General features: G+C 70.4%; 18 protein-coding genes. 11 read left to right on the top strand and 7 right to left on the bottom strand.

Annotated features, from left to right (window positions below):
• Window positions 1-239: 239 nt before the first annotated feature.
• The 3 genes from WMF19_RS26870 to WMF19_RS26880 all read right to left on the bottom strand — a co-directional run bounded on the left by WMF19_RS26870 (window position 240) and on the right by WMF19_RS26880 (window position 2,257).
• Window positions 240-596, bottom strand: coding sequence for a YciI family protein (locus WMF19_RS26870; protein WP_437892972.1), 357 nt, complete (start codon window positions 594-596; stop codon window positions 240-242).
• A gap of 105 nt (window positions 597-701) precedes the next feature.
• The gene (locus WMF19_RS26875; protein ID WP_373372156.1) at window positions 702-1,130 is read right to left on the bottom strand and encodes a DoxX family protein; all 429 of its coding nucleotides are present in this window, start codon (window positions 1,128-1,130) and stop codon (window positions 702-704) included.
• A 134-nt stretch (window positions 1,131-1,264) separates the two neighbouring features.
• Complete coding sequence (locus WMF19_RS26880; RefSeq protein WP_437892973.1) at window positions 1,265-2,257, bottom strand: sigma-70 family RNA polymerase sigma factor; 993 nt, start codon at window positions 2,255-2,257, stop codon at window positions 1,265-1,267.
• A gap of 250 nt (window positions 2,258-2,507) precedes the next feature.
• Here WMF19_RS26880 and WMF19_RS26885 point away from each other — a divergent pair, with 250 nt between their 5' ends.
• A complete protein-coding gene (locus WMF19_RS26885; RefSeq protein WP_437892974.1) occupies window positions 2,508-3,056 on the top strand; it encodes an EF-hand domain-containing protein in 549 nt (182 codons plus the stop codon).
• A gap of 43 nt (window positions 3,057-3,099) precedes the next feature.
• Here the strand turns inward: WMF19_RS26885 and WMF19_RS26890 are convergent, their stop codons facing one another.
• Window positions 3,100-3,495, bottom strand: coding sequence for a hypothetical protein (locus WMF19_RS26890; RefSeq protein WP_437892975.1), 396 nt, complete (start codon window positions 3,493-3,495; stop codon window positions 3,100-3,102).
• 289 nt (window positions 3,496-3,784) lie between these two features.
• Here WMF19_RS26890 and WMF19_RS26895 point away from each other — a divergent pair, with 289 nt between their 5' ends.
• Window positions 3,785-4,333, top strand: coding sequence for an EF-hand domain-containing protein (locus WMF19_RS26895; protein ID WP_437892976.1), 549 nt, complete (start codon window positions 3,785-3,787; stop codon window positions 4,331-4,333).
• A 10-nt stretch (window positions 4,334-4,343) separates the two neighbouring features.
• Here the strand turns inward: WMF19_RS26895 and WMF19_RS26900 are convergent, their stop codons facing one another.
• Complete coding sequence (locus WMF19_RS26900) at window positions 4,344-4,919, bottom strand: hypothetical protein (protein WP_437892977.1); 576 nt, start codon at window positions 4,917-4,919, stop codon at window positions 4,344-4,346.
• A gap of 430 nt (window positions 4,920-5,349) precedes the next feature.
• On the opposite strand from WMF19_RS26900, the gene WMF19_RS26905 reads away from it, so the two are divergent.
• Window positions 5,350-6,090 (top strand): hypothetical protein, encoded by a 741-nt coding sequence (locus WMF19_RS26905; protein ID WP_437892978.1) that lies wholly within the window; start codon window positions 5,350-5,352, stop codon window positions 6,088-6,090.
• 79 nt (window positions 6,091-6,169) lie between these two features.
• Here WMF19_RS26905 and WMF19_RS26910 read toward each other — a convergent pair whose 3' ends face one another.
• Together WMF19_RS26910 and WMF19_RS26915 are read right to left on the bottom strand one after the other, a co-directional pair.
• Window positions 6,170-7,024, bottom strand: a complete 855-nt coding sequence (locus WMF19_RS26910) for a hypothetical protein (RefSeq protein WP_437892979.1) — start codon at window positions 7,022-7,024, stop codon at window positions 6,170-6,172.
• Between the two features lie 346 nt (window positions 7,025-7,370).
• Window positions 7,371-7,877 (bottom strand): hypothetical protein, encoded by a 507-nt coding sequence (locus WMF19_RS26915; RefSeq protein WP_437892980.1) that lies wholly within the window; start codon window positions 7,875-7,877, stop codon window positions 7,371-7,373.
• 317 nt (window positions 7,878-8,194) lie between these two features.
• On the opposite strand from WMF19_RS26915, the gene WMF19_RS26920 reads away from it, so the two are divergent.
• The 8 genes from WMF19_RS26920 to WMF19_RS26955 all read left to right on the top strand — a co-directional run bounded on the left by WMF19_RS26920 (window position 8,195) and on the right by WMF19_RS26955 (window position 14,047).
• The gene (locus tag WMF19_RS26920; RefSeq protein WP_437892981.1) at window positions 8,195-8,596 is read left to right on the top strand and encodes a hypothetical protein; all 402 of its coding nucleotides are present in this window, start codon (window positions 8,195-8,197) and stop codon (window positions 8,594-8,596) included.
• Window positions 8,597-8,886: 290 nt separating this feature from the next.
• Entirely contained in the window at window positions 8,887-9,495 is a 609-nt protein-coding gene (locus WMF19_RS26925; RefSeq protein ID WP_437892982.1) for a YdeI/OmpD-associated family protein, read from the top strand.
• A 53-nt stretch (window positions 9,496-9,548) separates the two neighbouring features.
• Complete coding sequence (locus WMF19_RS26930; RefSeq protein ID WP_437901680.1) at window positions 9,549-9,869, top strand: VOC family protein; 321 nt, start codon at window positions 9,549-9,551, stop codon at window positions 9,867-9,869.
• A gap of 139 nt (window positions 9,870-10,008) precedes the next feature.
• Entirely contained in the window at window positions 10,009-11,151 is a 1,143-nt protein-coding gene (locus WMF19_RS26935; RefSeq protein WP_437892983.1) for a penicillin-binding transpeptidase domain-containing protein, read from the top strand.
• Window positions 11,152-11,207: 56 nt separating this feature from the next.
• Window positions 11,208-11,840: an endonuclease III gene (gene nth / locus WMF19_RS26940; protein WP_437892984.1), complete on the top strand. Its 633-nt coding sequence runs from the start codon at window positions 11,208-11,210 to the stop codon at window positions 11,838-11,840.
• A gap of 7 nt (window positions 11,841-11,847) precedes the next feature.
• Complete coding sequence (gene ung / locus WMF19_RS26945; protein ID WP_437892985.1) at window positions 11,848-12,531, top strand: uracil-DNA glycosylase; 684 nt, start codon at window positions 11,848-11,850, stop codon at window positions 12,529-12,531.
• Between the two features lie 7 nt (window positions 12,532-12,538).
• On the top strand, window positions 12,539-13,303 hold the full coding sequence (locus WMF19_RS26950) for a YkgJ family cysteine cluster protein (protein WP_437892986.1): 765 nt from the start codon (window positions 12,539-12,541) through the stop codon (window positions 13,301-13,303).
• Window positions 13,304-13,429: 126 nt separating this feature from the next.
• A complete protein-coding gene (locus tag WMF19_RS26955; RefSeq protein ID WP_437892987.1) occupies window positions 13,430-14,047 on the top strand; it encodes a glutathione S-transferase family protein in 618 nt (205 codons plus the stop codon).
• Window positions 14,048-14,141: the final 94 nt, after the last annotated feature.

Raw genomic sequence — 14,141 nt, forward strand, 5'->3', positions numbered from 1 at the left:
CTGGCCGGAGGCTGTCGACACCCTCCGGGAGAGATGAAGCTCTGGCCGGAGGCTGTCGACACCCTCCCGGGAGAGATGAAACTCAAACCGGAGGCTGTCGACACCCTCCGGGAGAGATGAAACTCTGGCCGGAGGCTGTCGACACCCTCCCGGGAGAGATGAAACTCAAACCGGAGGCTTCAGACAGCCGTCACACTGTACAATTCAGACGACAGTGCAACAGCGCACGGCTGGCGCGCTCAGGAGGGCGGAGGCCCGTCCATCAGCGGCAGCACCTCGCAGGTGCCCTCCCCTGCGACCTGGAGGAAGCGCTTCGCCCCCGCGATCGCCTCCTCCTTCGAGGCCGCCCGGATCAGCGCGTAGCCGACCATCGGATCCTTCATGTCCGGGAGCGCCCCGTCGCTCACGGTGAGCTCGGCGCCTGCTCTCCGGACGCGCGCGCCCATCGCGGCGGGGAGGAGCGCGTCGGTGCCGAGGAGCACGCCCTCTCTCGTCATCTCGTCGACGAGCTTCCCCATCTGCGCCATGTGCTCGGGATCGGGAGCACAGAGCTCCTGCTGGCTTTTGTCAGGCCGATACAGCATCAAGAATCGCATCGTCGTCTCTCCTTGGGTGCTCGCCCGGCACGGCGGGCGTTCCTCGATCACAGGCCGCGCGAGCCGCTCGGACGCCTCGGTCGCGCGACGATCCCCCGACCCCCGCTACTTCCGGAGCGGAAACAGCGCGCGCAGCCGCTCGTCGCGCAGGAGCAGCCCGCCCCAGATCATCGCGGCGACGTACACAGGGAACAGGACGTGGCTGAACAGCGGGTTGTCGACGCGCACGTGCGTGGCGATGGCGCCGCCCAGGAAGCCCGTCAGCAGGACCGCGCCGAGCACGGAGGTGCGCGGGATCACGTACGTGACGACGCTCGCCAGCAGGACGAGCCCGATGCCGCGGACCGAGCTCACGGGATAGCCGAGCTGCTCGGACCCCTCCAGCACCTGGGGCACCATCATCAGCTTCCCGATGCTGTCGAAGAGCAGGAACGCCACCGAGAGGCCGCTAAGGACACGCCCGGCCCAGACCTTCTTGTTCGACACCACCACCGGCTCCACGTGCTTCTCCGACATCAAGGCGCTCATCTCCATCGTCTCCTCCGGGTCGTTCTGGACAGATCGGTCCGCCCGCCCCGGGGTCACGGTGGCGCGGCGCGGCCGATTCGATCCCTAGGACCGCGCGACCGCGCCCGATTCATCGGTCGTCGGGAAGATTTTTTTCGGAGCTACGCCTCGGGCCGGAGGGGCAGGCCGAAGAGCGGGAAGAGCCGCTCGGCGTCGAGGAACGAGCACACCCCGACGATCTCCCCGGCGGACACCTCGATGACCTGGATCGCCCACGGGACGAAGGCGCCGCCAGGGCCGCTCGGCCGGTACTGCCCCAGCGCGAAGGATCCGTTCGCCGCCACCGGCAGGAGCCGCGAGCCTCTGCACCCCTCGCCCACCTTGAGGAGCCAGGCGTGCACCGAGGGACGCCCCCGGAGCCACAGCCGGTAGGGCGGCATCGACCAGGTCGCGTCCTCCCGGAGCAGCGAGACCAGCGCGTCGACGTCCTGCCGCTCGAAGGCCGCGACGTAGCGGCCGAGCAGGGACCGCTGCGCCTCGTTCATCGGCTCATGGAGGTCGGTCTTCTCGTCCTGGCCCATCGTCGCCCGGGCGCGCTGCAGCGCGCTGTTGACCGAGGCGACGGTCATCCCGAGCAGCTCCGCGATCTCCGCGGCCTCCCAGGACAGGACCTCCTTCAGCAGCAGCGCCGCGCGCTGCCGGGGCGGGAGCCGCTGGAGCGCCGCCACGAACGCGAGCCGGATCGTCTGCCGCGACGAGACCAGCTCCGCCGGGTCGCAGGACGCCGCCAGCACCCGACCGTCGGGGATCGGCAGCACCCACGTCGTCTCCGCCAGCGTGTCGAGGACCGGGTTCTCGGCCGAGCCCGCCGGGCCGAGATCCATCGGTCGCGCCCGCCTCGACCGGCCCCGCAGCATGTCGAGGCACACGTTGGTGGCGATGCGGTACAGCCACGATCGCATCGCCGCGCTGCCCTCGAGCTGATCGAAGCTCCGCCACGCCCGCACCATCGTCTCCTGCACGGCGTCGTCCGCGTCGAACGCGGAGCCGAGCATCCGGTAACAGTGGCCGGTCAGCTCCTGCCGGTGCTTCTCCAGGCGCAACTCCATCTCGCTGGGAGGGGGGTTGGCTGCGGGGATCGAGGAGATATCCATCGAGGCAGGTTACCTCGGGCGAAGCCTGATCCTTTGGTCCTTCGCGGCCCCCTGCCCTCCGTCCGCGCGGCATGCGTCTTGGCGAGCCCAGCCGGCACGAAGCCCATCGCGAGCGCGCCGGGGGTCCGCCTCGTCACCGCTCACAAAAGAAAAAGAATCGAGGGGCGCGGAGGGAGGGCGGCCCGGGGAGGGTCCCAGGAACAAAAGCCGATACGAAGACGCTCTCCCGTGCACCAAGGAGCACGACCCAATGACCCTCGCTCTCTTCTCCAACAAGACCCACAGCGCGATCCGTCGCTTCGTCCTCGGCAGCTTTCTCGCAGCGGCCCTCCTCGCCGGCGGCGGAGCGGCCTACGCGGCGGACGGCGCGGGCGGCACGGGGGACAAGCCGGCGCCGCACCAGGGCCAGAGCAAGAACGCCCACCGCGAGCACGGCCAGAAGGACCCGGCCCGCCTCATCAAGCGCTTCGATAAGAACGGCGACGGCAAGCTGACCGTCGCAGAGCTCCCCGAGAAGATGCAGAAGCAGCTCGGCCAGGCCGACACGAACAAGGACGGCACCCTGTCGGCCGAGGAGCTCAAGGCGAACGCCGAGCAGCAGGTGAAGGAGCGGCAAGCGAAGCAGAACGCGCGCTTCGCCCAGAACGACAAGAACGGCGACGGCTTCCTCACCAGGGACGAGGTGGGTGAAAAGCGCTGGGAGCAGATGAAGGCGGCGGACGCGAACCGCGACGGCAAGCTCAGCCCCGATGAGCTGCGCGCGGCGCACGCCGCGCACAAGGCGCCGGCAACGCGGTAACTCCGAGGCGAGCGCGCGACGTGGCGAGGCGCGATCCGCCCGCTCAGGAGCCGAGCGGAGCGCCGCAGCGATTGCAATCCTTCGATCGGTACGAGTGCTTCGCCGCGCAGTTCAGGCAGTGCTTCGGCAGGAAGTAGAGGAGCGCCAGCCCGATGCAGGTGGCCAGCCCCACGATGCCCCACGCGCCGCTCCGGCCGCGCATCTTCGCGTAATACACGAGGGCGATGATGAACAGGACGACGCCGAGGAGCGAGAGGGGAGCGCTGTCCATCGCGCGACCCGCCGATTGCAGGAGGAACCCCGGCACCCCGAAGAGGAAGCTCAATCTGCTGAAGCGACTCAGCTTCTTCTGGATCTCGAGGCGCCGCTCCGGGCTGATCGGCTCGGCGCCCGCGTCGTGAGGCTCGATGGATGCGGTCGGAGGTGCATAAGGGTTCATGCGTTCTTCCTTCTCGGCGCGCGTTCCGGCGCGGTCTCGCCGGGCGCCGCGCGGTGAGGATCCCACGTTATGCGCCTTCCCCGACGCGAATAGCAGGATTTGCACAGGATACCTGCGGGCAGAGGCGTCCTCGACCTCGGGCACCCCGCCGTGAACCCGGAGGCGCCGGGGGTCGCGCCCGCGCCCGGAAAAAAGATCGAGGGGCGCGTAGGGAGGGCGGCCCGGGGAGCGTCCCAGGAACAGAAGCCGGCAAGAACAGGCTGGCCCTTGCACCAAGGAGCACGACCCAATGACCCTCGCCCTCTCCTCCAACAAGACCCACAGCGCGATCCGTCGCTTCGTCCTCGGCACCTTCCTTGCCGCGGCCGTCCTCGCCGGCGGCGGAGCGGCCTACGCGGCGAACGGCGCGGGCGGCACGGGGGACAAGCCGGCGCCGCACCAGGGCCAGGGCAAGGACGCCCGCCGCCAGCACGGCCCGAAGGACCCGGCCCGCCTCATCAAGCGCTTCGATAAGAACGGCGACGGCAAGCTGACCGTCGCGGAGCTCCCCGAGAAGGCGCAGAAGCGGCTCGGCAAGGCGGACACGAACAAGGACGGCAACCTGTCGGCCGAGGAGCTCAAGGCGCACGCCGAGCAGCGCATGAAGGAGCGGCAGGCGAAGCAGAAGGCGCGCTTCGCCAAGAAGGACAAGAACGGCGACGGCTTCCTCACCAGGGACGAGGTGGGTGAGAAGCGCTGGGAGCGGGTGAAGGCGGCGGACGCGAACCGCGACGGCAAGCTGAGCCCCGACGAGCTGCGCGCGGCGCGCGGCGCCCGCAAGGCCCCGGCAGCGCGGTAGAGCAGCGAGGTCAGCGCCGCGGCGCCGTCGCCTCGCCGGACGCTGTCTCCTCGGCGGGCGCTGTCTCCTCGCCAGCGCCCGCCGCCGCCGTGGCGGCGCGCTTTTTCGGACGCTTCGGGAAGAGCGGGAGCTGCCGCTCCAGCACCTGGCTCCGCCAGGCGAGCAGGGTCTGCGCGCGCCGGCGCGCGGTTTCCTTCCCGATGCCCGCGGTGAAGCGGAAGATGCGCCGCGCGAGCGCCTCCCGCGTTGGCGCCGAGGGCTCGAAGAGATCCGGCGCGACCTCCTTCACGACCTCGCAGGCGAAGATCGCGCGCCGCAGGTGCGTCCGCTCGTCGGCAGAGCCGGACGAGGTGGCGAGCAGCTCGCGTGCCGCGGGCGTGATCGAGGCGCCGTCGTCGCCGAGCCAGCCGAGGACGCGGGCAGCGGCGAGCGCATAGCCGACGTGCCGCAAGGAGATGCCCGTCTGCTCCGAGATCCGCTCCTTCTCGGTCACCCCGCCCGAGAGCGCCTCCAGCACGCGCCGCACGTTCGCGAGGTTGTCGGCCTGGGGGATCTCGGCGCTGTGCAACAGGCGGGTCGTCGGCATGGGCGGCAAGGAACCCCCGGCCCGGCCGGGAGACGACACCATAGCGCGCCAAGGCACGGCGTGGGTCTCGAAGACGCCGGCCGGGCCGGGCGCGCCGCCGCCGCTCTTCTCCAGCGCGCACGCCTACGCCCGCCGGGCCGTGGGCGCCTGGTCCCTGTGCCAGCGCTGTCTGCGCCTGGCACACATGGCGCAGCGCGCCAGCGGGCGCGCTCGGAAAAACGCCCGGATCGCGCGGAGCGGCGATGGAACGGTTGCTGCCAAGTCTGCCAGGGCCGACGCTGACGTCGAGTCCGCCGCGGCCCTCCGGGACATCGCGCCTGAAGGTAAAGCGCTCCGGTCGTCCCCTCTACAGCGCTCTCGCGTGTTCCAGGTGCTCCCCATGAGAATGAGGTCCTTTCTTCGCGCATTGACCCGCTGGCAAGCAACTCCCGTGTTCCCCCTCGCGCTGCTGTGTCTCCACTGCAGCTCGAGCGTCGAGGCGGACTCGATGGGCGGCTCCGCCGGCGAGGGTGACAGCGGTAGTTCCACCGGCGAGGGGAGCGTCGGCAGCGCCTCGACCGGCGAGGGAGGCGGCGGGAGCTCGAATGGAGCGGGCGCTGGCGGCTCCACGGGGGAAGGCGGCGGCTCCACGGGGGAAGGTGGCGGCGGAGGCTCCACGGGGGCGGGCGGTGGCGGCGGGTGCCGCCTGCCGGACGACCCCGCGGTGTTCGAGATCGGGACCGGCGAGACCTGCTTCGAGAGCATCGAGGAGGGCGCCACGCTCCCGGTGATGGCCGGGCCCCAGGGGGGATATCACCTCTGGTTCGCCGTCGGCTGCAGCGACTGCGGGGAGAGGGTCCGCGTTCGGTACAGCGTCAAGGACCCTGCGACAGGGGACCTGTTCCCACCGGGCGTGCCGCAGGAGGGGATGATCGAGCTCCTCCCCGGGGAGTTCCCACACGCGTACGGGCTCATTGCGTTCCTCCCCGGAAGAGTGTGGGATCCGGCCGCTGCGCTCAAGGAGGGGACCCACGTGCTCCTCGCGGCGGAGGCGCGCAACGACGACGGCTCGACGAAGCACACGGCGCAGGTGGAGGTTGTCCTCGGCGCCGCCGTGGCCTGGGGGCTGCCATGCAGCGACGATCCGGCGACCTGCGGCGCCCCCGGCGGGGCGCCGTGCTGCACCGACTGAGCGATGCAGCGCGGAGCCCATGTTCGGTGCGCCCGGCGCGGGTTCTCCCGACTTGCGCGCCGGGCGGCGGCGGCGTGGATCAGAAGACGACGCCGCCGGGCGAGCAGTACTGGTCGAGGAGGGGCGAAGGCGTCGCCGACACGTTGGCGTCGTCCACGTAGTACACGGCCGGCCCGCCGATCGTGTAGATGTAGACCTCGTTGTTGAACGACGTGCCGCAGGTCTGGAGGTACTCCCACTTTCCGGTCTGGGTCGAGGTCCTGGTGTTATAACCGGTCCCGCCGCTGCCGAGCCCTATCGTCACCTGCCCGGTCACTGTATAGACCCAGACGCTGAACCGCAGGTAGGGGTTGTTGGGCGGCGGGCTGGCGGATGTCCAGTACTGCTGGGCGATGCCGCCGTTGGTCGTCGTCGCGGACACGAGGAGGCTGCGCCTGTTGGCCGTGTGCACGACGTCGGTCTTGAGCCATGTCGCGATGGCGCCGTAGTTCAGATCATTGCTCGTGGCAGGCCAGGAGTCCGCCGCGGTGCCCCAGCCGGCGAACCATGAGGCGTTGGCGTTGCCATGATCGATGAAGCCCGACGGGATGCCGGCCTGCGCGTTCTCGAAGCCGGGGTTGTAAAGCAGGTTGACGATCGGGAGCTGGAGGAGGACGAGGGACTGCGCGCTGCCGGAGCTGACCGCGATCTCTGCGCCAGACTTCGCGACGGGGGTCAGCGTCTGCTGGACGAGCGCATCCGCGGCCGGCGCCGTGTTCTGCGCGCCGATGCCCTCGGACGGCTGCACCTCCGCCGGGGCGCGGGCTGCCTCGGGGAAGGCGGCGACCTCCTCGACGTCCATGGGCCCCTCGTCGAGAGGTTCGGAGTCCGAGACGCAACCGACGAGGGCGAAGGGGACAACGAGGCTGCTGAGGATGAATGCGGTAGATTTCATGACGGGTTCTCTCCGGTCGGGGATCGATTGTTCGACTGACGATCCTTCCTCCTGAGCACGCTGAGCACGCAGCGTGCCGGTCCGGCGGGCGCGGATTTCCGGCGACCTCGAGGGGGGCGCTCGTGGAGCGAGCGCCGGTACGGGAGCACGGCGACAGTCCTGCTAAAATGCTGGGTGCCTGTGTGGAGGCTGTGGCCTGGAGGCCATGACCTTCAGGCGCGGAGGCGCGCCCCTCCAGGAGGCCGCGCCGATGGTGCTGCCTGCACGCGAGCGCCGCGTGCTGTGCGCGAGCGCCGGGTGGATGGAGGACGCGCTGCGGTGGAGCGTGCCGTGGCGCCGTCAGGCGTCAGCCCGGCGGGAGCAGGGCGAGCAGCGCTCTGGCGGCAACCTTCTTGTCGAGGACAAGCACGCTCCGGATCAGCCTTGCGCTCCCCGTGAGCTTCTCACCCAGCGCCTCGCCCGCGATCTCGAGCCGGCAGGCCAGGAGGCGCTGGGGGTAGCGGGAGAGGAGCGCGTCGCAGTCGCGATAGAAGCGGGTGCTGCCGTCGCTCGCGAGGAAGAGGATGCGCGACGCGCGGGCGTTCTGCGGGCTCTCCGGGGCCCTCCTGGCCGCGGCGTCCAGCCCCTTCTGCTCGCCGGCGAGCTTCTCGGCGATGAGCTCGAGGCCGTGGCAGGCGTGCTCGGCCGCGAGCGCGCCGCGGAGCTCCGCGGCCAGCGCGTCGGTCATCGGGAGCGTCGCCACCTGGTTTCGGCCGCTCTCCCACAAGAGACCCGCGTGCTTGGTGAGGAGATCGGACACCGCGTCATGGCGCGGATCGGCGACGAGATCTTTCGGCAGCTTGAGCACAGGCACCTCTGCGCGCACCCTACCAGACCCGACGCTCGGCGACGACCGCCGCGGCGGCGGCGAGCCTCCCGCACGCGGATCCGTCGGACCAGGCCGTCCCTTCCGTGGGCTCGCGCGCTCGGCATTCCGGAGCTTCCAGCGGGAACCCTAGCCGCGCGGAGACCTCCCTCACCATCAGTGGCTCGGTGTTGGGCCGACGATGATACCGATCATGGCGCGGCAAAGGAGAACGGCCGGCGGCGCGTCGCTGCGCCTCGTACCGCCGAGCTTGCTGTCCTCGACGGCCCATCGTAAACCAGGGTATGGCCGTTCGAGCCGTTACCGTGAACCTGCCCGAGCCGCTGTACGAGCGCCTGGCTCGCCGCGCTCAGAAGACACAACGAACCGTCGAGGCCGAGCTCGTCGACGCGGTGGCAACTTCCCTCTCTGACGAACCCGACGAGCTGCCGGTCGACACGGCGGATGCCATCGCCGCGCTGCACCTGCTCGGTGACGAGGATCTCTGGCGGGCCGCCAGGCAGAGCCTCGCCCCGGAGAAGGCAGCAGACCTCGAGGATCTGCACATCAAGCGCCAGAGCGAACGGCTCTCCGCATCGGACATCGAGGAGCTCGCGACGCTCATGAAGGAGTACACGCGGTTCATGCTTGTTCGCTCCCGATCTGCCGCGCTGCTCAAACAGCGAGGTCATGACGTTTCGGGGCTTCGCCAAGGACATGAGCCGTAGCTACATCGGGAGGGCGCTGCGTGAGCAAGATTGAACCATGAGGCCGCCAATCAGCCGCTGCTGCCGGCGGCGCTGCGCCGCGGCAGACCGGCAGCCGCTGGCGACTGGCGTGGATGTCGTTCAAATTCTGAAATTATTGAAGACAAGTGGGGAACACTGGTGCTGCTCGGGTCACCATGGGCAACGTTCGATGAGCTTTCGCTCGATCCAAAGCTCCGGTACGTGCAGAGAACCCGGCGTGCCAGCTTCCTTGACTCCTTGATTGATAGGCTTTAACCGGGACCTTTTTCATGGCACCGATCATTCCGAATCCAGACAAAATCAAGAGCTTTCCCACCGAGGCGGCCTTCGAAGCCTGGCTGGCCGCGAACCACGCCCGCGAGACCGAGCTGTGGCTGAAGGTTCACAAGAAGGACTCGGGCGTGCCGACGGTGACCTGCGCGCAGGCGCTGGACGTGGCCCTGTGCTGGGGGTGGATCGACGGCATCCGGAAGTCCTTCGACGAGATCTCGTTTCTGCAGCGGTACACCCCTCGCAAGGCGCGGAGCGTCTGGAGCCAGATCAACAGGGAGCACATCGCTCGGCTCACGGCGGCCGGCCGCATGACCCCGCACGGCCAGCGGCAGGTCGACGCCGCGAAGGCGGATGGTCGCTGGGAGGCCGCCTACGCCCCCATCCGCAGCGCGACCGAAGACACCCTTCCTGCGGACCTGCGCGCGGCCATCGAGGCGAACCCGCGGGCGCGCAAGACGTTCCAGACCCTCGGGCGCCAAAACCTCTTCGCGCTGGCGTTTCGCATGAACAACGTGAAGACACCCGCCGGGCGCGCGAAGAAGATCGAGACGCTGGTGGCGATGCTGGCGCGCGGTGAGACCATCGTGCCGGAAGGGCGGCGCTGACCTCCGTCGGCGCGCGCGGCTCCACTCCAATGAGCGTGCAACGTGTTGCCTACATGGTTCTCCGATGCGCGGACGTCGAGCGCTCGCGGCGGTTCTACGAGGGCCTTGGCCTGCGCTTGTCCCCAGAGCAGCACGGCAGCGGAGCAAAGCACTACGCGTGCGATGTGGGAGGAATGATCCTCGAGCTCTATCCGCTCTCGGACAAGCCGACCTCCGGTCTCCGCCTGGGGCTCGTCGTCTCCGACCTCGAACGGGTCCTGGAGTCGCTCAGAGCATTGGGCGCGGTCGTCGGCGCCGTCGGCTCCGAAGGCAGCTCGCCCGTGACGGTCATCGATCCCGACGGTCACCGGATCGCCCTGGAACAAGAACGCTGAGCCGCTCCAGGGCAAAGCAGAGGAGCGAGCGCAGCACCTCACGAGCCGCTCCCGTCCGTCCTCCTCGGGCGACGAGATACCTGGCGCGAACAGCGCGCGGAACTTGGCCCTCCGGCGCGCCGCCTGGCATCTCCGCGCGGTGCGATCGCGTCTCTTCCTCGCGCTCGCCGCCGCGATCGCCGTCGGGATCGCGCCGGCGACAGCATCTCCGGCGCCGCCGGGCGTCCGAAAGCTCCACGTAGAGGCCGGGGCGGTCCACGCCACGGTCGGCGCGTCGGGCAAGCAGGTGCGCCTCACGCTCGATCCCGAGCTCCAGCGCGCCGCCGAGCGCCTCCTCGCCCGCTCCGGCGCCCCCGAGGGCGCCATCGTCGCCTCCGACGTCCGCACCGGCCGCATCCTCGTGTGGGCGAGCCGCGGAGACCGGGACTACGTCGCGACCCCGCTCGCCCCGAGCGCGAGCCTCTTCAAGATCGTCACCGCGGCGGCGCTGCTCGAGGGCCGCAAGGTGAACATCGCCACGCCCGTCTGCTACACGGGCGGCATGAGCGCGATCACCGCGGCCGATCTGGAGGGCCGCGGCGCCACCTGCACCGTCTTCGGCGAGGCGCTCGGCCGCAGCATCAACGGCGTCTTCGCCCGCCTCGCAGGCCGGCACCTCACGGCCGACGACCTGCGCAACAAGGCCCGCGACCTGGGCTTCGACGGCGAGGTCCCCATCGACATCCCCGTCGCGCCGAGCACCGCCAACATCCCCGCCGGCGGGCTCGGTTTCGCCCGCGCCGCCGCGGGCTTCTGGAGCGGGCGGCTCAGCCCGCTCGGCGCCCTGTTCGCGATGCAGACGATCGCCAACGACGGCGAGCGCGTCCGCCTCTCGCTGCTCGCGCCGCCGGGCGCGCAGGACCGCGAGGACGCGGGCGCCGTCACGCAGCGGAGCACCGACGGCCGCGGCCTCCGGACCGACGTCGCGCGCACCCTCCGGTCGATGCTCGAGATCACCACGCGGCGGGGGACCTGCGCCAAGGCGTTCCGCAAGCCCGACGGCACCCGCGCCCTCGGCACCATGCCCGTGGCCGCCAAGACCGGCACGCTCGTCGGCGGCAGCCCGTCGCGGATGTTCTCGTGGTTCGCCTCGTTCGCGCCGTCGGATCGCCCGGAGATCGCGGTCTCCGTGATGCTGGCCAACGACATCGCGTGGCGCACCAAGGCGAACCTCGTGGGACGCGAGCTGCTCGAGATCTACTTCGGCCGGAGGCGCCCGGGGCCCGTGGCCCGGCGTCGCTGAGGGGCCGAGCCCCGCTGACGGGCGGCCCGGGGCTGGGTTACGCTGCGATGACCCCCATGAACGCCCGAGACCGCATCCCCCTCCTCCTCGATCAACTGCGCGAGGAGTACCCCGACGCGCGTTACGAGCTCGACTGGAAGACGCCGCTCGATCTGCTCGTCGCGACCATCCTGGCCGCGCAGTGCACGGACGAGCGCGTCAACCGGGTGACCGCCACGCTCTTCCCGAAGTACCCGACGGCGCAGGCGTACGCCGACGCGCCCACGGCGGAGCTCGAGGAAGAGCTCAAGCCGACCGGCTTCTACCGCCAGAAGACGAAGATGGTGCAGGCCATGTGCAGGGAGCTCGTCGCGCGCTTCGGCGGCGAGGTGCCCGCGACCATGGCCGATCTCACCACGCTGCCCGGCGTGGCCAGGAAGACGGCGAACGTCGTGCTCAACACGGCGTTCGACATCGCCTCGGGGATCATCGTCGACACCCACGTCGCCCGCCTCAGCGGGCGCATCGGCCTCTCGAAGCGCGAGAAGCCCGAGCAGATCGAGGAGGATCTGATGAAGATCGTGCCGAAGGATCAATGGACGTTCTTCGGCCCCGCGCTGGTGCTGCACGGCCGCTACACCTGCGTCGCCAGGAAGCCGAAATGCGGGGAGTGCCGGATGAGCGAGTTCTGTCCGAAGGAAGGGGTCTGAGCGAGAGATGAAGATCGATCTACCTGCCTCGTGGGAGCGCGTGCTCGCCGGAGAGCTCGAACAGCCGTACTTCAAGAAGCTGGCGCGCTTCGTCGAGGACGAGCGGAAGGCGCACCAGGTGTTTCCTGCGGAGGAGGACGTCTTCGCCGCGTTCAAGCTCACGCCGTACGAGAGCGTCCGCGTGCTGCTCCTCGGCCAGGACCCGTACCACGACGACGGGCAGGCCCACGGGCTGTGCTTCTCCGTGCGCCCGGGCGTCACGCCGCCGCCGTCGCTGGCCAACATGTACAAGGAGGCGGTCTCGGATCTGCCGGGCTTCACGATCCCGAGCCACGGCTGCCTCACCACGTGGGCTACCCAGGGGGTGCTGCTGCTGAACACCGTGCTCACCGTCCGGGCGCACACGCCGAACTCCCACAAGAACCAGGGCTGGGAGTCGTTCACCGACGCGGTCATCAAGAAGGTCAACGACAGGCCCGAGGGGGTGGTGTTCGTGCTCTGGGGCGGCCACGCGCAGAAGAAGGCGAAGCTCATCGACGCGAAGCGCCACACGGTCATCAAGGCGGCTCACCCCTCGCCGCTGTCGGCGAGGAGCGGGTTCTTCGGCAGCAAGCCGTTCTCGACCATCAACACCGCCCTCCGCGCCCGCGGCGCCGAGGAGATCGACTGGCGGCTCCCGGAGACCGCGTAACGCCGCGATGACGCCGCGGAAGCGCTCCCTGCCGCTCTCCCCGGGGACGCGGTACACCCCCGCCGTCCTCGAGGGGATCGCCGACGGGGAGCGCGCCGCGCTCGCGCCGTCGCTCGCCGCGCGCACCGAGGCCGGCGCGGTGTCGGCCGCGGCCTCGGCGCTCGCGCGGGCCGAGGCGCTGCAACGGGCCTCGGTGGGCGCCGAGCCGCCCGATCGGCCCATCGCCTGCAGGGCAGGCTGCTCGACCTGCTGTGTCAGCAAGGTGCTCGTGCTGGCGCCGGAGGTGCTCCGCATCGCAGCCCACCTGCGCGCCACGCGGAGCCAGGCGGAGCTCGCCGCGCTGGAGGAGCGCGTCCGCGCCGCCGACGCGGCGACGCGCGGGCTCTCCCGCCTGGAGCGCGCCGAGGCCGGCGTCCCCTGCCCGCTGCTCGACGAGCGCGGCGCCTGCTCGATCCACGCCGTCCGCCCGATCGTGTGCGCGGCCTGGGGCTCCCTCGACGCCGCCGCGTGCGAGCGCCACTTCGCCGCGCCCGCGTCCGTGCCCACGGCGCCGATGCACCGCCCGGGCTACGAGGTCGCCAACGCCGTCCTCGCCGGGCTGGGATGGGCTGCGAAGGAGCAGGGCCTCGACGCCGCGCCGCTCGAGCTCATCGCCGCCCTGCGCATCGCGCTCGAGCGCCCGAACGCCGGCGAGCGGTGGCTCAGGCGCCTCCCGGTCTTCGCCGCGGCCCGCGACGCCGAGTGGCAGGAGGACCGGCGGCGCGAGGGATGAGCGCGCGCCGAGGTCGGCCCGCGTCATCTGGGCGCTCGCGGTAGGAGAAATCCGTTTAGGCTAGCGCGCCGCGGAGGCCGCCGCCGGTCGGCGCCTCGCGACGGAACACAGGTCTAAGGAGACGCGATGAAGATCTACGGACATCCCATGAGCACGTGTACGCGCAAGGTCCTGACGGTGCTCGCCGAGAAGGGCCAGGAGGCGCAGTTCGTGCTCGTCGACCTGACGAAGGGCGCGCACAAGCAGCCCGAGCACCTCGCGCGCCACCCCTTCGGCGTGATCCCGGTGCTCGAGGACGAGGACTTCACGCTCTACGAGTCGAGGGCGATCATGCGTTACCTCGATCACAAGCTTCCGGGAGCTTCGCTGACGCCGACCGAGCTCAGGGCGAGGGCGCTCATGGATCAGTGGCTCAGCGTGGAGCAATCGTACTTCGCCACCCCGGCGGTCAAGATCGCCTTCCAGCGGGTCTTCCTGCCGATGCAGGGCAAGCCGGGCGACGAGTCCATCGTCGATGCGTCCAAGGCCGAGGTCTCGAGGGCGCTCGACGTGATCGAGAAGGCGCTGGCGGGCCACGAGTACCTCGCGGGTTCGAGCTACTCGCTGGCCGACATCTCGTGGATGCCGTACCTCCAGTGTCTCGTGGTGTCGAACGTCGGGGAGCTCATCACCGATCGGCCGAACGTCGCGGCGTGGTGGAAGCGGATCAGCGCGCGCCCCGCCTGGGTGAAGGTGTCGTCCTGACGCCTGCCGGCCTGCCCTGAGCGGGCGTCTTCTGCGCAGAAAGCGACGGGGGATCGGCGACGCCTGGGACGCCGGAGCATCGCTGCCGCTCCTG

Source organism: Sorangium sp. So ce124, assembly GCF_051525235.1.
GTDB lineage: Bacteria > Myxococcota_A > Polyangia > Polyangiales > Polyangiaceae > Sorangium > Sorangium atrum.